We start from the raw sequence: 20,323 nt of genomic DNA on the forward strand, positions 1-20,323 counted from the left end.
ATATTATACTCCCAAAGATAAAACCATTTTATGTATTTATATAAATCATGGTACACATTTATACAACATCCATAAACGTAATACACTTATTATCTGAGATAAAGGTAAAATGTACTAGCGCAGACTTCTAGTCTGTACTCTATCACATCTTCAGCCTTTTTCTATTTCACCTTTTTTAGTTTTAACTCTATCCCTTGAAGTGCCACTCCATTACTGATACTAGGATCCACTAACCTCCTGTAAAAAGAAAGCGTATCAGCAGATAATTCTTTAATTACCACCCTCTCTTCTAAATCTAACTCCCCCTCACTATCAAGTATATAAATACAGTCATTTCTTAAATCGTACTTTACTTTTTTGCTCAATACTAAACAATTCCCTTCGGTATCTTTCCCATTGTACTTAAAATACTTAATCGTCTCTTCGTCAAAAGTTATAATCAACAGTTTACAGTGATCAGGACTCTCTTCTACCCCTTCTCTTACTATATTCCCTTCTATATCATACACTTTAGAAGACACATATTCCCAAGACCCTAAGAGATCTTTCTTAAGATAAGAGAAGCTAATACCCTCACTAGAGTAACAACTAGCTACAACCGAAAAAAAAAAGATAATACTAACAATAAAAAGCTTTTCATAACTGTTTTTTGAATACCTAAAAGTACAGCTAAAAAAGCAATAACTCATTCCTTATATCTTATAACCTCTTCAACACTGCCCCAACACATCTTCAAGACTTCTTCAAGAAATAAGCCCTCTACTAGAGCGATCTTGGGGAAATGTTGAAGAACTCTTGAAGGAGCTCAATCTAAAGCGTAGTATATCTAGGATTACAGGCTATTCTGGTTTTTAATCCCTAAAAACAAAAACAACCACAAACAACTAATATTCAATGATTTGAATCATTAAAATCTCAATATGAATGCAAAAAAACTAAGCTTATTTTTTAAAAAAAGACACAAAAAAAGGCTTAAATAGCCTAAATATGCAAAAAAACAGTAAATAAAGAGTCTTCTAAAACTCTTAAAAGGAAATAACAGCTATTTATTAGAGAAAAACAGACCTCTTTCTGTAAAAATAAGAAGTAAACAAACTAATTCAAAATATGAACTAATAACATCTAAATAATTGGATTAAAATACACTACTAGAGAAAAGAAGCGGTCTATAAGGTTATTTATTCTCCTTCGTACACAGTAGGTTCCCAAAGGAGTTCTTTAAAATTGACCACTTTATTATCTACTACCTCAACCCCTTCATTCTCTAATAACTGTTGCATCAGATTAGTTCCATCAAAATGAAACTTACCTGTCAATAATCCATTGCGATTCACTACACGATGTGCAGGTACTGTATCATCATCATGAGACGCATTCATCGCATAACCTACCATACGCGCCGAACGCGCTGCTCCGATAGCTCTAGCTATAGCACCGTAAGTAGTCACTCTACCTACTGGTATCTGTCTCGCAACAGTGAAAACTCGTTCAAAGAAACTATCCTGCTTGTCCATTATTTCAATAACTTATATATCGTGATCAAGCAGATAATACCTGTAATAGTCCCGATTACGTAGTTAATATTGCGCAGAATAAAAGCATCCTCTCTAGAAGGTTTCTTAAAGAATGAGATATAGAGATAAAACATCATCGCTGATCCTATCACTACCCCTAATGAGAAGAATATAGTACAGATCAGGTCAAAGATATGATAATCATAAGTAGCTAAAGTAATACTTAAAAAAACGTAATAGGGAATTAAGAATACATTGATCGAAGCTAAGAAAAGTCCATAAACAAAAGGTGACTTGCTCTTCTTAGGATTATTCTTTTTCTTCATCTCTTTTTTCTTTGCAAAAAAGAAGAAGTAAATCGTCAATATCGCAAAAATAACTAAACCGATTTCGTGTAATGCCTCAGTAATACTCGGGCTAGAATCAATAAGCTTAGAAAAGAATATGGCGATAAAGGTCTGAATAAAAATAACGGTCGAAGCTCCTAAGACGTACGAGAAAGCATTGCGCCCTCCTTCTTCCTTAGCAATCTTGACAGCTGTCATATTAAGCAACCCTGGAAGAGAAACTCCCAAGGTAGCTGCTAAAAAACCGAAAAATAAAAGTGTGACAACTTCTACTCCCATCTTACTTAATTCTAAATTGAATGTAAGTTATAGGTTTATTTTGTTCTAAATACTGTGATTCGTAAAAAGTTTGAATTTCTGTTACTACTGAAGGTGCACCTTCATTTTTATAAATGTGGTGATTAGCGTAGATAACTTCATGTCCTTCTCCATGTAGAAGTCCTAATGTATAACCATGCATGAACTCACTATCCGTCTTTAAGTTCATAATACCATCTTCTGATAAAATATTCTTATAACGTTTAAGGAATTCACTATTCGTTAGACGGTGTTTAGTACGTTTATACTTGATCTGAGGGTCTGGGAAAGTAATCCAGATTTCGCTCACCTCACCTGATGCAAATGCATACTCGATAAGTTCGATTTGTGTACGTAAGAAAGCCACATTAGTCATTCCTGACTCTACAGCTGTCTTAGCCCCACGCCAAAAACGAGCACCTTTAATATCAATACCAATAAAGTTTTTCTCAGGAAAACGCTTCGCTAGCTCTACTGTATATTCTCCTTTTCCACATCCTAGTTCTAATACTATAGGATTGTCATTCTTAAAAACGTCTTTATTCCAATTACCTTTTTGAGGTAACTCTCCTATCATATCTTCTCTAGTCGGCTGATATACAATGTCAAAAGTTTCGTTCTCTCTGAATCGCTTTAGTTTATTTTTACTTCCCACGTGATATACTTCATTATAAATTTGCGCAAAATTAAGTAATTATAGTGAAACTATCCTATTTTAATTTTATCTGCAACAAATAGATACCATATTGGCACATAATTAATTATCAGTAGGGTCTACGAAAGCTTTCTCTAAAGTGAAAGAGAACTCTGATCCATAGCCAAAACTACTCTCTACATAAATATGTTCTTCATGTGCCTCTACAATATGCTTCACGATAGACAATCCTAATCCAGAACCACCCACTGCTCTAGCTCCACTCTTATCTATACGATAGAAGCGCTCGAATAGACGAGACACATTCTCCTTCTTAATCCCTAAGCCATTATCTGTAACACGGATAATTAATTTATTATTCACTAAGTCTTCAATAGTTACTTCCGTAGTCCCTTTTTCCTTACCATATTTAATAGAGTTATCTATTAGATTCGTAATGACTTGTCCTATGCGTTCCTTATCACCTACTACATAAATAGGTTTGTTATAATTCAGATCGAAGATTAGAGATATATTTCTTTTTTTGGCTTTATAATCTAAAAAGTCAAAAGCATGTCGAATCGTCTCTACAATATCAAAAGTCACGATATTAAGGTGTAGATCACCAGACTCAAGCTTAGTAATCATATCTAAGTCATTAACGATATAGATAAGACGATCTACACTCTGAGCTGCCCGCTCTATATAACGGTCCCTGACTTTAAGATCATTAATCGCACCATCCTGTAAAGTCTCTAAATAACTCTGTATCGTGAATAGAGGAGTCTTTAGTTCATGAGATATATTCCCTAAGAACTCTCTTCTATATTCTTCTCTCACTTGAAGAGACTCAATCTCAATTTTCTTGTTTTTAGCAAATTTCTGGATTTCTTCTGTCAAGGTCTGCATATCAGTCGTCACGGCTTTACTTCTCAGCTCAGCATGTTCTAACAGAGAGACATTGTCATATATTTTTTTTATTCTTCTGTAGATAAAGTGCTCTACACGATACTGAAGAATAAAAAAGGACATCGTAAATAAGATTAAAAGATATCCTAACACTATCCAAACAGGAATGTTTAGATAAAATACACCTATGGGAAAGGTTACAATAAAGCTTATCAAGGTAATAGAAGATGAAGACTTTATTGCAAACTTATAAGAGTTTTTAAACTTTGTAGCCATTAACTATTCTGCGTGGTCAAATTTATATCCTACTCCTTTTATAGTCTTAAAGTAACTATCTCCGATTTTTTCTCTTAGTTTTCGGATATGTACATCGATAGTTCTTCCGCCTACTACCACTTCATTACCCCATACTGCATCTAAGATCTCGTCACGAGTAAACACTTTACCTGGCTTAGCCATTAATAAATAAAGTAGTTCAAATTCTTTTCTAGGGAATACAATTTCTTCTTTGCGAACAAATACTCTGTATTCATCCCTATCTATTCTAATATCTCCTACTTCTATAGTATTACTAGAAGTATCGTCACTGAAGCGTGCACGTCTAAGTAATGCCTTTACCTTACTCATTAGTACCTTAGGTTTGACAGGCTTAGTAATATAATCATCCGCCCCTGCTTCAAAACCTGCTACTTGTGAATAATCTTCCCCACGTGCTGTTAGAAAGGTGATTACACTATTAGATAGACCACTGTTTTTTCTAATCAACTCACATGCTTCTATACCGTCCATCTCAGGCATCATTACATCTAATATAATAAGGTGTGGTTTGTTTTGAGTTGCAGACTCCACTGCTAGCTTACCGTTTGTTGCAGTAAATACTTGATACCCCTCTTGCTCTAAATTATATCCAATGATATCGATAATATCTTGCTCATCATCAGCTAAAAGGATCTTAATTTCAGAATTTTTCATACTTGTGTTGCGTGTTTTAGTAGGTCAAATATAGAGCATAATACATTACTAAATATAGACTTTACAATAATTTAATATGTTAACAATTTGATAACCTAATATACGCAAAAAATTAAACTTTGATTAACATTCACTATACATTCATCTAGGTTCTTTGCACCAATAATACAACACACTTATTTATATGAAAAATTTCTTAGTGATCTTAACCTTAATGGTATCAGCCACTTTTTATGGACAAAAGGCCGAAATTAAAGGAAAAATAACAGATGACTCTACGCATGAACCACTAGCCTATGCTACCGTGGCAATTAAAAATACTTCTGAAGGAGTAAACACAGAATTAGATGGAAGTTACAGTATCTCGATAGAAGCAGGTACTTATATATTACAGTTTCAATATATGGGATATGTAACTCAAGAAAAATCAATCACAGTTGCAAAAAAAGAATCAAAAACATTAAATATAGCATTAGCCTCTGAACACGTAGAACTAGAAGGAGTGATAGTGGAAGCTACACGTTCTAAATCTAGAGAATCAGCTCTACTTATAGAACAACAGAGATCTAGTGAGATCAAACAACATATAGGTTCACAAGAATTATCTCGTAAAGGGGTAAGTGATGTAGCTTCTGCAGTAGCTAAAACAACAGGTGTAGCCAAGCAAGAAGGTACAGGAACAATATTCGTACGTGGACTAGGAGATAGATATAACAGTACTTCTCTAAATGGATTGCCACTAGCCTCAAATGACCCAGAGAAAAAGAATATTGATTTAAACTTATTCTCTACTGATATCGTAGAATACATCTCAATAGATAAAACATATAGTGCAAGAAACTCTGGAGACTTCGCAGGAGGAAATATAGACATTATTTCTAAAAAACACAGTGGAGAAGGATTCTTCAACATTAGTTTAGGATCAAACATTAATTCTAATGCTGTAGGAGAAGATAAGTTTAGATCTCTATCAGACAGAAACTTTTTAGGATTCTCTAATACAAAACAACCTAGTAATGCGCTTCAAAGTTTTAGTTTTAAAAACTCTGCACAGACAAAAAACAAATCTCCTTATGGAATGAGTTTAGGACTGAATGGTGGTAAATCATTCTACTTCGGAGCAGAGTCTTCATTAAACATCTTTGCTACTGTATCATTTGACAATAATTACAAATTCAAAGAAGGAATTAATCGTACTGCTCAAGCTCAAAACAGTTTTACAAAAGATTTATACATGAAGTCTTATGAGTACAATACGAATACTACTGCGATGTTAAATGCTGAGTATAATATCAACTCTAGAAATAGTATTAAATACAATTCTCTTTTAATCAATGGTACTCAAGAAAAACTAGATGAATACACTGGTTTTATCAGAGATATTACAGATAGAAAAGACTATTATGAAAATACGCTTCTATCAAGACAAAACTACAGACAAGATCGTCTATTCGTAAACCAATTATTAGGAGATCATAAATTAAATGATCAAATAGACCTAAACTGGGGGTTAGCTCTTAATAATATTTCTGCTCAAACTCCTGACAGACAGATGTACACTTTAAACAAAGTTAAAGGAGAGGATAACTACGAATTCTCAACTAACTCTAGATCTGATAATAACAGATACTTCGAGGATCTAATCGAAAACGAAGTAGGTGCAAATATCGCTGCATCTTATAAATTCGGTAAAAACAGTGAGAATCTATACAACGGAAAGTTAACGGTAGGGTATAACTTACGTCAAAAGAACAGAGAGTTTAAGGCTACACAGTACGTATTTCAAATCAATGCTGATTACAACAACAATATAAATCCGTATGCATTAGATAACTTCTTTAATCAACAAAACTTCAATAACGGATACTTCCAAACATACACTTTCAGAGGAGGTGCGAATACACCTAATGCGTTATTACCTCAAACGTATGATGGAGATATGACAGTACATGCAGGTTTTGCAAATGTAGAATACAAATTATCAGATAGATTATCAGGTACTATCGGAGCTAGATTTGAGACAATCACTCAAAAAGTAACTTGGCAAACACAGTTAGACGCAGATAAGAGCTCTAATACATTAGATAAAAATGCATTCTTACCAAGCTTATCTTTAAAGTATGCTGTTGATGATAGAAATAACCTTCGTTTTGCTGCATCTAAAACATATACTTTACCTCAATTCAAAGAGAGAGCTAGATTTATCTATGAGGATGTAACTGAGATTAAAGTAGGTAACCCAGACTTATATGCATCTGATGATTATAACGTAGATCTTAAGTGGGAATTCTTCCCTACTAATGATGAAGTATTCTCTGCTTCTGTATTTGGTAAATATATTAAAAACCCAATCAACGAGATCGTTTCAGCTTCTTCTTCTAATGATATCACGTATGCGAATACAGGTGACTATGGATACGCAGCAGGAGTAGAAATAGAAGTACGTAAAAACTTAATCAGCTTCGATGATGTAAATACTAATAAACTAACGGGAGGGTTAAACGCTTCTATAATGAAGACGTACCAAAAATTAGATAATGAAAAAGTGAATAGAGAGAATAAATATATCACTACCTCATTTACACATGACAATTCAGACTTCACAGGTGCATCAGATTTCTTATTAAATGCTGACTTATCTTATATCAAAGAATGGGGTGAGAAAAACTTAATGGCTACTGTATCTTATGCTCATTTCTCTGATAAATTATACTCTATCGGAACAGAGCAAAGTGGTAACCTAGTAGACAAAGCATTTGGTATGTTAGATTTTACTTTCAAAATGAAATTTAATAAAAGGTTTGGTATTGGTTTAAATGCTAAAAACTTATTAGACCCAAAAATTGAAAGAGAACAACAAAACAAGACTCAAGATGTCTTAGTAAGATCATATAAACTTGGAAGAAACTTTAGCTTAAGCCTAAACTATTCATTCTAGAATCTAAATATCATATAATACCCAAAAAGCAAAGCGAGAGTCTTCTAATAAGGCTCTCGCTTTATTTTTTACTAAAAAAGGTCAATTAAAATCATATTCAATATGATCTATTTTAAAAAATATTTCTCTCCTAATTACTTACAAAAGTACTCATTCCTCTTTCCTATTTACACACACTTAAACTACAAGCCCTTATACTAATATAATTAACCTAGTTAACACCTATTTAATATTGAGGAAACAAACTGTTAATTATTCAATGACAATGAGTTAACATGTTTTTTCTGTTTTCTAGACATCTTTGTATCAAACAATATAAAAAACTATATTACACATGAAAAAATTATTAAGAGCAGGATTCAGTATTGCATTAGTTACATTAACATTAGCAAGTTGTTCATCAAGTGATGATAATAACGGAGGAGGAACAACAGATCCTGGAACAACTACTCCAGGTTTAAAAGGAGACATATTAGGTGGAGAACTTAAAAAAGGAGATAAACTAAGCTTAGAAGCAAACAAAACATATAAATTAACTTCTAAATTAGTAGTAAACGATGGAGCTACTTTAAACATCCCTGAAGGAGTTAAAATTATTGGAGAAGGTGGTACTTCTGCTTATATCGCAGTAGGACAAGGAGGAAAAATCTATGTTGAAGGAAAACAGAACAATCCTGTAGTAATGACAGGTGTAGAGAAAAGTAGAGGAAACTGGGGAGGTCTAGTAATCTGTGGAAAAGCACCTATTAACAAAGCAGAAACAGCAACAGCTGAAGTATCAGACTTAACATACGGTGGAAAAGTAGCTAATGATAACTCAGGTTCTATTAAATATTTAAGAATCGAATATGCAGGAGCGAACTACAACGCTGAAAAAGAATTCAATGGGCTTTCTTTGTTCGGAGTAGGAAGTGGAACTGTAATCCAATATGTACAAGCACACGAAGGGTCTGATGACGGATTTGAGTGGTTCGGAGGAACAGTTAGTGCACAGTACTTAGTATCTACTAATAATGATGATGATCAGTTTGACTGGACAGAAGGATGGTCAGGGAAAGAAAACAAATTCTGGTATTCAAAACAATCGGGTACAGCAGATAAAGGATTCGAAGCAGATAACAATTCTAAAAACAGAGCTGCAAACCCTTACTCTAATCCAACTATCGTAGGAGTAACATTATTACCTGCAGTAGACGGAAAAGGAACAGCAATGAAATTACGTGAAGGAACAAAAGGAAATATTTCTGATGTAGTAATCGGAGCTTATGCAACTGCATTCGACGTGGAGCACGATGAGACTATTGCTAACGTTAAAGATGGTTCTTTAATCTTAAGCAATGTAAAACTTATCAATGTAGGTAAAGCTACATCTGGTAAAAATACTAAAGGAGATGCAGTAGATGTATCTAAAGTATTCACTGCTGGAGAGGCTAAAGGAGCAGGAAATGGAGTTGGTGTTCCAGAGTGGACTAAAGGTTGGACAGTAGGTCTATAGTAATACTAAGATAAAAATGTTAAAAAAAAGTGCTTATTTAAAAAAATAGGCACTTTTTTGTTTTTTTATGTCATTTTAAATAATTACTTTTATACCATAATTTTAGTTAGATGGCAAAAAAATACTTTTATATCACAATGTTCATTGCAATGTTAGGCGGAAGCACAGCATTTGCGCAAAGTGGTTTGCGCTATAATAATGAACCTCGATACTCTAATCAGAATATCGAAGGGCTATCTATTTACCCTAACCCAGCGGTTTCAAATGGTAAATTGTACATTGAGTCTACTAAAAATGAACCAAAAGAAGTAGAGCTATACAATGTTGTAGGAAAAAAAGTATTTACAACTACTGTTAATAACAGAGAGTTGAACTTACCTTATAGTGTAAATGCTGGTATTTACATTATGAAGATAAAGGAAAGTAATGCTACTGCTACTAGAAAAATAGTAGTAAAATAAGAAATACATTTTAATGATTTTATATTCTTAAAAGAGTATCACTAAAGTGATGCTCTTTTTTTATTTGTATTTTTGTACTTAAATATAATAGACCGTGTTTAAACCTGAAGAAATCATCCAAATACAAACAAAAAAAGATTTTCATAGAGTAGCTATGAAAGTCTTTAGATTCCAGTATGAACATAATCCTGTTTATCAACAGTTCTGTAATCTTCTAAATAAAACTCCTGAGCAAGTCAAGACATTAACCGATGTACCTTTTCTACCTATCGAGTTCTTTAAGAGCAAAGATGTTTTATCTTCAATAGATCCTATAAAAATAACATTCACAAGTAGTGGTACTACCGGAATGATAACTAGTAAACATCATGTGACTGATCTAGACTATTATGAATACAGCTTTAGAGCAGCATTCTCTCACTTCTATGGAAATATCGAAGACTATGTTGTTTTAGCTCTTTTACCTGCTTATTTAGAAAGAGAAGGTTCTTCTCTAATCTATATGGTAGAAGATCTTATAGAAGGCTCTAATCAGCCTGAAAGTGGATTCTACCTACACAACTATGAAGAACTAGCTAAGATGCTAATAAACTTAGATAAAGAGGGTAAAAACGTCTTATTAATAGGCGTTACCTATGCATTACTAGATATGATAGAAATGCAAAAGTTTAACCTTAGCAATACTATCATTATGGAGACTGGAGGTATGAAAGGTAGACGTAAAGAAATGATACGAGAAGAACTACACCAAGTATTATGTGAAGGTTTTGGGGTTTCTAAAATACACTCTGAGTATGGAATGACAGAACTATTATCTCAAGGCTATTCTTTTGGTGATGGTATCTTTGAATGCCCACCATGGATGGATATCTTAACTCGTGATCCAGAAGATGCTTTAACCTATGTAGAAGAAGGCAAAACAGGCGGGGTCAATGTAATCGATTTAGCTAACCTTAATTCTTGTTCCTTTATCGCTACACAAGACTTAGGAAAAAAATATAAAGATGGTTCTTTCGAAATACTTGGAAGATTTGACCATTCTGACATAAGAGGTTGTAATCTTATGGTTGTATAATAAAAGAGCCTCATACATTTAAACGTATGAGGCTCTTTCTTATAATTACTTTTCTAAAAGATCTAATTTCTCTGCAAAATAATCACAGAAGTCTTTCATTGTTGCAGCCATCTTCTCATCTTCTGTAGCACGCTCAAATGTATCTGACATTGCCACTAATGTTTGATGAAAGAACTTTTTCATCTCATCTACAGGCATATCCTTAGTCCACAAGTCTATACGCAATGTCTCTTTGGCTTTATGATCCCAGATAGATAATAACATTGCTTTAGAACTAGCTTTCTCTACACCTCCATCTTTAGCAGTCCAATACAACTTATCTGGTACTTTATTCTCGTCTAACTCTACTCTAATATTTATATCAGAAACGTGATTTTTACTCATTACTTCTTTGGTTTATACTTTGATTTTTCAAATATTTCTTTTGCATCCGTATTAAACAGATCATGCAAAGTTACATTATTATTTTGCATATACGCATTGACAATTTGCCAACCTAACCAAGCTCCAGTTCTCCCTGGGCTATCACCATCAATATCTAAATAATACTTAGAAAAAGGAGCAGCTGTAAGAAATCGACTACTCAACTTACTGTCTGTATCAAATAATAAATTATTCTCTATAAAATATCTCCACATCTCTGGCTCATTCTCCTGACACCACTGCATCTGTTCTAAAGTATACCCCATGATATAAGCATCATTAACTTTAGGTAGCAATAATTTCTTAGCGTATAATACCTTACCGTATTGTACCATACCTCCTAAGAAAGTACGATCTCTATTGCCTCCTATTTTCTGTAACACAAAGCTTTCTGCTAAATCAGGTAATATCTGTGTAGGCTCAAAAGATGGTCTTAAATACTCAGGAAAACTAACATAGAAATGATGATCCTTCCCTAAATAAGTATCTAAAGCAATCAATGCTAACGAATCTGCATAAATAGCTTTTGCAGTCACATCCACTTCCGAGATTAATGTTATTACCTTTTTCTTCGAAGTCTCATGTGGATAATAATACTTCACATGTTTAAAGAAATCTTCTAATTGCTTTGGCAATTCACCTAAATCTTGGTATTTCTTCTCTACCTCTTCATTTAACTCAATGAATATGGTATCTTGTTTTTTCTTTATCCAAAACTCATCAGATAAATTCTCATTAAAGAAATACGGATACTGTTTTTTAATACTTGCAAGATCAGCATCTTCTGACTTGAAGAACTCCTGATCAAAGCGAGTAACTGTCATATCTATAGGAATAGCATTAATCTCTCTTTCAAGTTCACTCTGCTTATCTCCACAGCTAGACCAAAAAACACAGCTCACTAGTAATACAGCACTAGATAAATTAGTAAATTTGGAAAAAGTCATTTTATCTTTTTTTATTTTCAATGTACAAATATAATAAGATAGATATCAACCTATTCCATAAATATTTAAAGTCATGGTAAACAACACTAAAATGAATACTTCAGCAGTAACAGATTATATCGTTAATTGGTTAAAAGAATATGCGCAGAATGCAAAAGTAAGTGGATATGTAATAGGAATATCAGGTGGTATTGATTCTGCGGTCACCTCAACACTATGCGCTATGACAGGACTACCTCTATTATGTGTTGAAATGCCAATCCATCAAGATCCCTCACAAGTATCAAGAGCAAAAGAACATATCTCTTTCTTACAAGAAAAGTTTACTAATGTAGCCTCTACTGTAGCAGACTTAACTTCGACATTTGAAACATTAAAAACAGCTGTTCCCTCTTCAGATGATGAAGCTATCTTAAACCTTACACTTGCCAACACACGTGCTAGATTGCGTATGACTACATTATACTACTATGCTGGACTACACAGAAGTCTAGTAGCAGGAACAGGAAATAAAGTAGAAGACTTCGGAGTTGGTTTCTTTACTAAATATGGTGATGGTGGTGTAGACGTAAGCCCTATAGCAGACTTAATGAAATCAGAAGTACGTGCTATCGGAGAGTACTTAGGAGTTCCTAGTAGTATTATAGTAGCTAAACCTACTGATGGATTATTTGGGGATGAGCGATCTGATGAAGATCAACTAGGTGCTAATTATGACGAACTAGAAATAGCTATGCTAGCACACGAAAAAGGAGCTAAAGCAGAAGACTTCACAGGAAGAGAAAAAGAAGTTTTTGAAATATATAGCAGATTAAATAGAATCAACCAACATAAGATTAACCCTATACCTGTTTGTATAATTCCTATAGAAATCAAATAATTACTTACTAATATATTTTTTTATTATTAACTATATATTAAAACAAATACCTTTGTTAAAAAATATTAGTTATGAAAAAGTTTTTATTGTTTTTACTTACCATATTATCAATATCCCTAGCAGGATGTTCTTCAGATGATGATTATTGTGGTAATGAAACCTATAGATCATTACAACTTAATGAGACACCTAATTTTAGCCCTTTAAATTTCTATGTAAAAGGACTCAAAGGAGATTCCTTTATTGTCATTAGAAATGAAAGAGATTTCCAAAATAGAGTGCATGGAGCTCAATACTATAGAAATGTTATAGATTGGAGATATGATGAGCTGATTATTGGACAAAAATATGAAGAGCGTTTCAGTAAAATTATTGACATATCAACATTCTATAAAGAAAGTTGTAATTACAACTTTCAAAACATTCTAAATGTAGAAATTAAAGTGAACAAAGGCTATAGATATAATGGTTATATTACTTACCATACCATTGTTCCTAAAACAAAAAGTGAGCAATACGATGTAATAACTACTGTTCAATTCTATAATTAATACAAAAAGAGGCAATAGCCTCTTTTTTTAGTCTTCTATCGTTTTAAATCTTGATGTTACTTGACCTAATCTCTTAGAGAACATATTCATCAGACTTGTGTAATCCATAATTAGCGTAAGCATCTCATAAGATCTCTTCTCATCACTATCTTTCAGCTTTACCTTATACTTTTCTATCATGGTATTCAATAAGAACATTCTAAGAGTTAGAATAGTTTCTGTCACATATTGAGATACTCCCTGCTCCTTCTGTTTCACTATAATATTCTGAGACTCCCAATTGTGCAAAGCTTCCTTCTCATCCTCCATGATAATATTAGTTACTTCCTGAGCCATTTCTGGATCTAATGTCTTTAAATACTTCTCCAGATCCCAAGCGTTATGATGATAGTAATCCATAATATCTTTATAAATCACTTTGAACATTGGATTGGTTAGCTGTACCTCATCTTCCTGCAAACTAAGGTAAATACGTTCATATACCTTCTGTTCTACTTTATGTTCTACCTCTATTACCTCATTGTCCTCATTCACATCTAATAAGAGCTCTATAAACAACTCTTCCATATTACCATACAACAGCAATATCTCGATGATCTTGCGTTCTAAATTATATTGTGGATCAATTGCTTCTTTTGGTTGTTGCTCTGAATGCACCACCTCCATCTGCTTCCTCTCCTGTGTATATTTCTTATTTGCCTCAGCTAATTCTTTTCGACCAATCTGAGCTAAAGAATTAAAGATTACATCCTCAGAAATATCCATTATACGAGCACATTCCTGCACATAGATTTCTCTCTGTATCTGATCAGGAATCTTAGAGATACTCTGTACCATATCTCTAATTAACTCTGCTTTCTTAATAGGGTCATTCTTCGCTTCCCCCATTAATAGATTAGCCTTGTAACGGATAAAGTCAGTAGCATTATTCTTGAAATACTCGTCTAGCTGTTCTTTAGAATGCTTTCGAGCAAAACTATCTGGGTCTTCTCCATCAGGCAAAGGACATACGCGTACGTTCATCCCTGCCTCTAATATCAAGTCTACCCCTCTAAGAGAAGCTCTAATACCAGCAGCATCCCCATCAAATAACATCGTGATATTCTTAGTCAATCGACTAATCAAACGGATTTGGTCAGGCGTTAATGCAGTACCCGAAGAAGCCACGACATTCTTTATACCGGTCTGATGCATCTGTATAACATCAGTATACCCTTCTACTAAGAAACAGTTATCTTGTTTGGCAATTTCTTGTTTAGCATGATAGATACCATATAGTACCTTACTCTTGTGATAGATATCACTCTCAGGAGAGTTTAGGTATTTAGCAGCTTTCTTATCAGTAATAAGAATACGTCCTCCGAATCCTAATACTCGACCGGACATACTCTGAATAGGAAACATAACTCTTCCCTTAAATCGGTCAAACTTACGATCTTCTTTTACAATGGTAAGCCCTGTTTTCTCTAAGTATTCTAAAGAATATCCCTTCTGAAGAGCTGCATCTGTGAAAGCACTCCACTGATCTGGAGAATACCCTAACCCAAACTCCTTAATTGTCTCTTGAGTAAAGCCACGCTCTTTAAAGTAAGTCATTCCTATTGCCTTACCTTCTTCCGCATTGAACAATGTCTCTTCAAAGTACTTCTTCGCAAACTCAGACACGATGAACATACTCTCCTTTTCATTCAGTTGCTCTTTCTCCTCATCGCTCTGTTCTGTCTCTTCTATTTCGATACCATATTTCTTTGCTAAATATCGTATTGCCTCAGGATAAGAGAAGTGTTCATGCTCCATAATAAAGCTAATCGCATTACCTCCTTTTCCAGAACTAAAGTCTTTCCATATTTGCTTCACAGGTGACACCATAAATGACGGAGTCTTCTCGTTTACGAAAGGACTTAAGCCTTTGTAATTACTCCCTGACTTTTTCAGAGTTACAAAGTCTCCTATCACCTCCTCTACACGAGCAGCGTCAAATACGGCATCTATGGTACTTTTGGAAATCATATACTTACTTTAGTTCATTTATATCTCAATATATAGAATTATTGCGATATACACTCATTTATGGCAAGTGCAAAGGTAAAAGAAAAGGAGTTGTTTCTAGAATAAATCATCTAAAAACAACTCCCTATAACCTAACTATTCATTTTGTATGTAATTTACAAATCTACTCTTACACCAAATGACCACATATTTTGCTTAATATCATTGTGTTTAAACATTGGTGTCAATTCATATTGAGCAAATAAACTCCAATCCCCATTACCAACATAAGCACCTACTCCATATCTCACCTTATTAATATCTAAGTCCGTCTTCTCCTTAGTTCTAAACTCATGGCCTTCATCAGTGTATCTGTATACTTGATAAGTATCTTTGCGATTAAGATTCACAAACCCTCCTATACCTACTCTCCAAGTTTCTTGGCTTCTAAAATAAGTTCTACCAGTCTTCTCATTTACCTTAGGTTTTGAAAAATCAAACTCTAAATAAACAGGTATCTGTACAGAACGTATTGCCAGTCTATTCTTACGCAAATCTTTATCATGTTCAACAATAGCTACTTGACCATCAGCTTGCTTTTCAAAATAACGGTGCTCTGTTGGCTTTAGATTATTATACTCTAATAAAACTCCATATCTTAGGTGTAGTAAGTTACTTTCTTTCAATAAACGTCTATTAATATTGAATCCCCATTGAATAAAATTAGAAGATACATAGAGAATATCTGAATTAGCAAAAGCTCCTTCTGTTGCTAAATTACTCATCCCATAAGCAAATTGGATCTGAAACCTATTGCGTCTATCACCTACTATTCTATTACCTCTCTGTATATAGTTTTTTCTACCAATCACAATTGCAGAGCCCGACTGATCTCCATCAACCCCCTCAGAGAATTGTCCTGATTTAATCGAATACTGTACATGACTCTGAACAGTGTTATATAAACTATCATTCAGATTATTTATAGTGTTTTCTAATCGAGTAGACGACTCTAAAGCTAATTTACTTTTGAGCTCTTGTGCTTCTTCTTCTGTAAGCTTCTTTTTCTCAACTAACACATTTAGTGAATCTACTTTAATTTTTAAATCTTCTTTTTCAGATACTGTAGTATTCTGAATCTTTACAGCAATACTATTTACCTCTCTATTGAATTTTTTCACTTGCCCATACATACCTAAAGTAGCAAATAGCGCAAGAGCCATAACTAATGTATTCTTTTGTTTCATAATTGACTAATTAGATCGTTCTACAATCACTTTTTTGGTCTTGTCATAAATCTTCTTGATTACAGATTCTCTGTACTCAATCTCTATCTCCCCCTCCACTTGATTTAATAAATCATCACTATTCACCACTATTCTCTTCGAAGGCTTATTCATTACCGGTCCTATGAATACCTCTTGTAGGTTTTGTGGCTTTAATGGACTTATTGTATCCACCATTATATTATCATTTGCTAATTGCTTATGTTCTTGTTTCAGTGTGTTAAGTTCTTCCTTTGTTATCACAGGAGATGTCCTAGGTGCAGTTATTTTCTCTTGATTATAGATTGTATCTGCTTTGGGTGTTTCTTGCTCTACTAATGTATTTTCAACCTCTTCCATAGTAGGCAACTCTATAGAAGGTGTTACCTGATTATCTACATCAGTAGTTATAAATTGTACTACTGAGAATCCCCCTATCAATAAACTAGCTGCTAATCCTATCCACCACTTCACATTAGACTTATTCTTCGCTTTAGCCTGCTGATCTAATTGAGAAGATAGTTTATCCCACGCTTGAGAAGAAGGAGCTATCTCTCTATCTGCTAAACTGTCTTTCCACTGTTTATCTATTTTATTCCATTCCATACCCCTTGTGTTTTTAAGATTGCTAATTGCTGTTGTAGTAATTTTCTAGCCTGTGCTAACTGAGATTTAGATGTCCCCTCTTGTATTTTTAATAATTCTGCTATCTCTTGATGTTTATATCCTTCTACTACATATAAATTAAACACCGCTCTACATCCTTCTGGTAACTGATCTATTAATAGCTGTATATCCTCAATAGATAATTCGATATCATCTTCTACAACTTCTTCTCTTACCTCAACATCTTCTATATAATGAAAGCTCTTTTGCCCACGTAAAAAAGAAATAGATTCATTCACCATAATACGTCTTATCCACCCTTCGAAATTCCCTTTTCTTTCAAACTTATCTATATTCGTAAAGACTTTCATAAACCCTGCTATCATCACATCCTCAGCATAGTGAATGTCCTTAATGTACTGTCTACAGACAGAGAGCATCTTACCAGACACAAGGTCATAGACCTCCTTCTGTGCAACTCTTTTATGAGCACACAGATCATCTATATAATCTTCTAATTTCTTTTTGTGTAGCCTTATCAACTTCATAGTTGCAATCTTCTATTACTTAAATACAACATCTAACCTCTTTACTGAAAGAAGTTTAAAATGTACATAATAAACTGGATTATAACTGAAGTGACAAATAAAATAATACCTTTCATAATACTTAGAATTGCTTATCTATATACATAGACGCAATTCTAAATAAAAAGGTTGTAAGGAAAGTGAAAAAAATTACTTTTTTCTTTCTATAACATAATTCACCATCGTGAACAGAGCTTCTCTATAAGTAGATTCTGGAAACTCCTGTAGTATATTTAGAGCCTCTTGTTGATACTCTACCATCTTAGTAGTAGCGTATTCTAGACCTCCTTTTTGTTTGACGAATGCGATGACTTCTTTCACACGTCTTTTATCCTCATTGTGATTTTTAACAGAGTTAATCAACCATTTCTTTTCTTTTGGTTCACAAGTATTCAAAGCATAAATAAGAGGAAGTGTCATCTTTTGTTCTTTGATATCAATACCTGTCGGCTTACCGATAGGTCCATCCGTATAATCAAATAAGTCATCCTTTATCTGGAATGCCATACCGATTAACTCTCCGAACTTACGCATCTTCTCTATAAGTTCTGCATTATCTGGATCGACAGCAGCAGCTCCTAATGAACAACAAGCTGCAATCAATGTAGCTGTCTTCTGACGAATGATCTCATAATACACCTCTTCTGTAATGTCTAATCGTCTCGCTTTCTCTATCTGAAGTAATTCTCCCTCACTCATCTCACGTACAGCCACTGAGATAATTCGAAGTAAATCAAAATCACCGTTGTCAATAGACAATAAAAGCCCTTTTGCTAATAGGTAATCACCTACTAACACGGCTATCTTATTCTTCCATAAAGCATTAAGGGAAAAGAAACCTCTACGTTTATTACTATCATCTACTACATCATCGTGTACTAGAGTAGCAGTATGAATTAGCTCTATAACAGAAGCTCCTCGATAAGTACGCTCATTAACCTCACCTGCCACCATCTTCGCTACTAGAAATACAAACATAGGGCGCATCTGCTTCCCTTTTCTATTTACAATGTAGTAAGTGATTCTGTTTAGTAAGGCTACCTTAGTAGTCATTGAGTTGCGGAACTTCTTTTCAAAAAGCTCCATCTCATTCTGTATAGGCTGTTTTATTTGCTGTACTATGTTCATTGCACCCAAAAATACGACTTTTTTATATCATTCGATAGTTTCCCTCAAATAGAAATCATTAAGAAATTGCTAAACAATTCTTTACGTAATTTCCTCTAAACTAAACTTATGATTTATTAGCCAACTGACCACAAGCTGCATCAATATCTTTACCACGACTTCGACGTACCACTACAGTGATATCATTCTTCTCTAAAGCTGCTATATAGCTATTCGTAGCACGTTCATCTGCTTGTTGGAACTCTCCATCATCAATAGGGTTGTACTCAATCAAGTTTACTTTACACGGTACATACTTACAGAACTTCACTAATGCATCCACAGAAGCTTTGTCATCGTTAATTCCTTTCCAAATCACATACTCATACGTAACGCGACTCTTCGTCTTACTATACCAGTACTGAAGTGATTCACGCAACTCCGTTAATGGGAAATTCTTAGTAAAAGGCATAATACGATTACGTGTCTCTTCGATAGCAGAGTGTAAAGACACTGCCAACTTAAACTTCACACCATCATCTGCCAACTTCTTGATCATCTTAGGCAATCCTGAAGTAGACACTGTGATACGCTTAGGAGACATCCCTAGCCCTTCTTCAGAAGTAATCTTCTCAATGGCTTTCTGTACGTTATTATAATTCATTAACGGCTCTCCCATTCCCATAAACACAATATTAGACAACGGGTGTCCATGATTCTGTCTACTTTGTTGGTCGATTGTTAATACTTGATCATAAATCTCATCAGGATTCAAGTTACGCATACGCTTAAGGCGAGCAGTAGCACAGAACTCACAGTCTAAACTACACCCTACCTGAGAAGATACACAGGCTGTAGTACGTGTTTCTGTAGGAATCAAAACAGACTCTACGATAAGACCATCGTGTAACTTCACACCATTCTTGATAGTACCATCAGTACTTACCTGCATACTATCTACTTTGATATGATTAATTACGAAGTTAGCATCTAGCATCTCACGGGTAGCCAATGATAAGTTACTCATATCTTCAAAGCTATGAGCCCCTTTACTCCATAACCACTCGTACACTTGGTTTCCTCTAAATGCCTTATCTCCCTGAGAAACAAAGAAATCCCTTAATTGTTCCTTAGATAAACTTCTGATGTCTTTTTTGTCTATTTGCATGGCGCAAAGTTAATCTCAAATTATCCGACTGCCAAATACTGTAATAAAATTATAACAATAATGTAAGGAACAATCAATTAGGAACTAGTGTACTGTATAACCAACTAGTATCCACAAAGCTAGTCATTCTTAACCGTCCACCATAAACTGTCAACTGT

At 34.1% G+C, this 20,323-nt stretch carries 20 protein-coding genes; 6 read left to right on the forward strand and 14 right to left on the reverse strand.

The features are described from left to right. Positions 1-161 precede the first annotated feature (161 nt). The 6 genes from BK054_RS04090 to BK054_RS04115 all read right to left on the reverse strand — a co-directional run bounded on the left by BK054_RS04090 (position 162) and on the right by BK054_RS04115 (position 4,673). Positions 162-689 (reverse strand): hypothetical protein, encoded by a 528-nt coding sequence (locus BK054_RS04090; protein WP_071306948.1) that lies wholly within the window; start codon positions 687-689, stop codon positions 162-164. A gap of 489 nt (positions 690-1,178) precedes the next feature. Continuing rightward, the gene (locus BK054_RS04095) at positions 1,179-1,514 is read right to left on the reverse strand and encodes an MGMT family protein (protein WP_071306949.1); all 336 of its coding nucleotides are present in this window, start codon (positions 1,512-1,514) and stop codon (positions 1,179-1,181) included. Continuing rightward, positions 1,514-2,140, reverse strand: a complete 627-nt coding sequence (locus BK054_RS04100; protein ID WP_006259807.1) for a hypothetical protein — start codon at positions 2,138-2,140, stop codon at positions 1,514-1,516. Before BK054_RS04100 ends, BK054_RS04095 begins: the two co-directional genes overlap by 1 nt. A 1-nt stretch (position 2,141) precedes the next feature. Then, positions 2,142-2,813: a tRNA (guanosine(46)-N7)-methyltransferase TrmB gene (trmB, locus tag BK054_RS04105; RefSeq protein ID WP_006259808.1), complete on the reverse strand. Its 672-nt coding sequence runs from the start codon at positions 2,811-2,813 to the stop codon at positions 2,142-2,144. A 102-nt stretch (positions 2,814-2,915) separates the two neighbouring features. Beyond that, positions 2,916-3,977 carry a sensor histidine kinase gene (locus BK054_RS04110; protein WP_006259809.1) on the reverse strand — a complete coding sequence of 354 codons (1,062 nt, stop codon included), beginning with the start codon at positions 3,975-3,977 and terminating at the stop codon, positions 2,916-2,918. A 3-nt stretch (positions 3,978-3,980) separates the two neighbouring features. Next, positions 3,981-4,673 carry a response regulator transcription factor gene (locus tag BK054_RS04115; RefSeq protein ID WP_006259810.1) on the reverse strand — a complete coding sequence of 231 codons (693 nt, stop codon included), beginning with the start codon at positions 4,671-4,673 and terminating at the stop codon, positions 3,981-3,983. A 184-nt stretch (positions 4,674-4,857) separates the two neighbouring features. Between BK054_RS04115 and BK054_RS04120 the strand changes: the two genes are divergently transcribed. The 4 genes from BK054_RS04120 (at position 4,858) to BK054_RS04135 (ending at position 10,642) form a co-directional block, all read left to right on the forward strand. Continuing rightward, positions 4,858-7,611, forward strand: a complete 2,754-nt coding sequence (locus BK054_RS04120) for a TonB-dependent receptor (protein WP_071306950.1) — start codon at positions 4,858-4,860, stop codon at positions 7,609-7,611. Between the two features lie 334 nt (positions 7,612-7,945). After that, entirely contained in the window at positions 7,946-9,106 is a 1,161-nt protein-coding gene (locus tag BK054_RS04125; protein ID WP_071306951.1) for a hypothetical protein, read from the forward strand. A 110-nt stretch (positions 9,107-9,216) separates the two neighbouring features. Continuing rightward, positions 9,217-9,567 carry a T9SS type A sorting domain-containing protein gene (locus tag BK054_RS04130; RefSeq protein ID WP_230456773.1) on the forward strand — a complete coding sequence of 117 codons (351 nt, stop codon included), beginning with the start codon at positions 9,217-9,219 and terminating at the stop codon, positions 9,565-9,567. Positions 9,568-9,661: 94 nt separating this feature from the next. Further along, a complete protein-coding gene (locus tag BK054_RS04135) occupies positions 9,662-10,642 on the forward strand; it encodes a hypothetical protein (RefSeq protein ID WP_016650278.1) in 981 nt (326 codons plus the stop codon). 45 nt (positions 10,643-10,687) lie between these two features. Here the strand turns inward: BK054_RS04135 and gldC are convergent, their stop codons facing one another. Next, positions 10,688-11,026: a gliding motility protein GldC gene (gene gldC / locus BK054_RS04140; protein ID WP_006262333.1), complete on the reverse strand. Its 339-nt coding sequence runs from the start codon at positions 11,024-11,026 to the stop codon at positions 10,688-10,690. After that, entirely contained in the window at positions 11,026-12,012 is a 987-nt protein-coding gene (gldB, locus tag BK054_RS04145; protein ID WP_071306952.1) for a gliding motility lipoprotein GldB, read from the reverse strand. The genes gldC and gldB overlap by 1 nt, the downstream gene beginning before the upstream one ends. Positions 12,013-12,085: 73 nt before the next feature. Here gldB and nadE point away from each other — a divergent pair, with 73 nt between their 5' ends. Then, positions 12,086-12,892: an NAD(+) synthase gene (nadE, locus tag BK054_RS04150; protein ID WP_071306953.1), complete on the forward strand. Its 807-nt coding sequence runs from the start codon at positions 12,086-12,088 to the stop codon at positions 12,890-12,892. Positions 12,893-12,963: 71 nt separating this feature from the next. Continuing rightward, the gene (locus tag BK054_RS04155) at positions 12,964-13,443 is read left to right on the forward strand and encodes a hypothetical protein (RefSeq protein ID WP_006259818.1); all 480 of its coding nucleotides are present in this window, start codon (positions 12,964-12,966) and stop codon (positions 13,441-13,443) included. A gap of 27 nt (positions 13,444-13,470) precedes the next feature. Here BK054_RS04155 and dnaG read toward each other — a convergent pair whose 3' ends face one another. The 6 genes from dnaG to rlmN form a co-directional block, all read right to left on the reverse strand. Next, on the reverse strand, positions 13,471-15,453 hold the full coding sequence (dnaG, locus tag BK054_RS04160; RefSeq protein ID WP_006259819.1) for a DNA primase: 1,983 nt from the start codon (positions 15,451-15,453) through the stop codon (positions 13,471-13,473). 155 nt (positions 15,454-15,608) lie between these two features. Beyond that, positions 15,609-16,679, reverse strand: coding sequence for a hypothetical protein (locus BK054_RS04165; protein WP_232234339.1), 1,071 nt, complete (start codon positions 16,677-16,679; stop codon positions 15,609-15,611). 6 nt (positions 16,680-16,685) lie between these two features. Continuing rightward, complete coding sequence (locus BK054_RS04170) at positions 16,686-17,303, reverse strand: hypothetical protein (RefSeq protein ID WP_016650273.1); 618 nt, start codon at positions 17,301-17,303, stop codon at positions 16,686-16,688. Next, positions 17,285-17,851: an RNA polymerase sigma factor gene (locus BK054_RS04175; protein ID WP_016650272.1), complete on the reverse strand. Its 567-nt coding sequence runs from the start codon at positions 17,849-17,851 to the stop codon at positions 17,285-17,287. The genes BK054_RS04170 and BK054_RS04175 overlap by 19 nt, the downstream gene beginning before the upstream one ends. Before the next feature lie 189 nt (positions 17,852-18,040). Further along, complete coding sequence (locus BK054_RS04180; protein WP_036474490.1) at positions 18,041-19,018, reverse strand: polyprenyl synthetase family protein; 978 nt, start codon at positions 19,016-19,018, stop codon at positions 18,041-18,043. Positions 19,019-19,124: 106 nt separating this feature from the next. After that, positions 19,125-20,165 carry a 23S rRNA (adenine(2503)-C(2))-methyltransferase RlmN gene (gene rlmN, locus BK054_RS04185; RefSeq protein WP_006259821.1) on the reverse strand — a complete coding sequence of 347 codons (1,041 nt, stop codon included), beginning with the start codon at positions 20,163-20,165 and terminating at the stop codon, positions 19,125-19,127. Positions 20,166-20,323: the final 158 nt, after the last annotated feature.

It is taken from the genome of Myroides sp. ZB35, from assembly GCF_001865835.1.
GTDB classification, from domain to species: domain Bacteria; phylum Bacteroidota; class Bacteroidia; order Flavobacteriales; family Flavobacteriaceae; genus Flavobacterium; species Flavobacterium odoratimimum.

Excerpts from the sequence above, each read along its gene's own strand:
- BK054_RS04170 (WP_016650273.1), bottom strand. The coding sequence starts at position 17,303 with ATGGAATGGAATAAAATAGATAAACAGTGGAAAGACAGTTTAGCAGAT.
- rlmN (WP_006259821.1), bottom strand. The coding sequence starts at position 20,165 with ATGCAAATAGACAAAAAAGACATCAGAAGTTTATCTAAGGAACAATTA.
- BK054_RS04180 (WP_036474490.1), bottom strand. The coding sequence starts at position 19,018 with ATGAACATAGTACAGCAAATAAAACAGCCTATACAGAATGAGATGGAG.
- BK054_RS04175 (WP_016650272.1), bottom strand. The coding sequence starts at position 17,851 with ATGAAGTTGATAAGGCTACACAAAAAGAAATTAGAAGATTATATAGAT.
- BK054_RS04130 (WP_230456773.1), top strand. The coding sequence starts at position 9,217 with ATGGCAAAAAAATACTTTTATATCACAATGTTCATTGCAATGTTAGGC.
- BK054_RS04100 (WP_006259807.1), bottom strand. The coding sequence starts at position 2,140 with ATGGGAGTAGAAGTTGTCACACTTTTATTTTTCGGTTTTTTAGCAGCT.
- BK054_RS04165 (WP_232234339.1), bottom strand. The coding sequence starts at position 16,679 with ATGAAACAAAAGAATACATTAGTTATGGCTCTTGCGCTATTTGCTACT.
- gldB (WP_071306952.1), bottom strand. The coding sequence starts at position 12,012 with ATGACTTTTTCCAAATTTACTAATTTATCTAGTGCTGTATTACTAGTG.
- BK054_RS04110 (WP_006259809.1), bottom strand. The coding sequence starts at position 3,977 with ATGGCTACAAAGTTTAAAAACTCTTATAAGTTTGCAATAAAGTCTTCA.
- BK054_RS04090 (WP_071306948.1), bottom strand. The coding sequence starts at position 689 with ATGAGTTATTGCTTTTTTAGCTGTACTTTTAGGTATTCAAAAAACAGT.
- BK054_RS04125 (WP_071306951.1), top strand. The coding sequence starts at position 7,946 with ATGAAAAAATTATTAAGAGCAGGATTCAGTATTGCATTAGTTACATTA.
- BK054_RS04115 (WP_006259810.1), bottom strand. The coding sequence starts at position 4,673 with ATGAAAAATTCTGAAATTAAGATCCTTTTAGCTGATGATGAGCAAGAT.
- BK054_RS04155 (WP_006259818.1), top strand. The coding sequence starts at position 12,964 with ATGAAAAAGTTTTTATTGTTTTTACTTACCATATTATCAATATCCCTA.
- BK054_RS04120 (WP_071306950.1), top strand. The coding sequence starts at position 4,858 with ATGAAAAATTTCTTAGTGATCTTAACCTTAATGGTATCAGCCACTTTT.
- dnaG (WP_006259819.1), bottom strand. The coding sequence starts at position 15,453 with ATGATTTCCAAAAGTACCATAGATGCCGTATTTGACGCTGCTCGTGTA.
- nadE (WP_071306953.1), top strand. The coding sequence starts at position 12,086 with ATGGTAAACAACACTAAAATGAATACTTCAGCAGTAACAGATTATATC.
- BK054_RS04095 (WP_071306949.1), bottom strand. The coding sequence starts at position 1,514 with ATGGACAAGCAGGATAGTTTCTTTGAACGAGTTTTCACTGTTGCGAGA.
- gldC (WP_006262333.1), bottom strand. The coding sequence starts at position 11,026 with ATGAGTAAAAATCACGTTTCTGATATAAATATTAGAGTAGAGTTAGAC.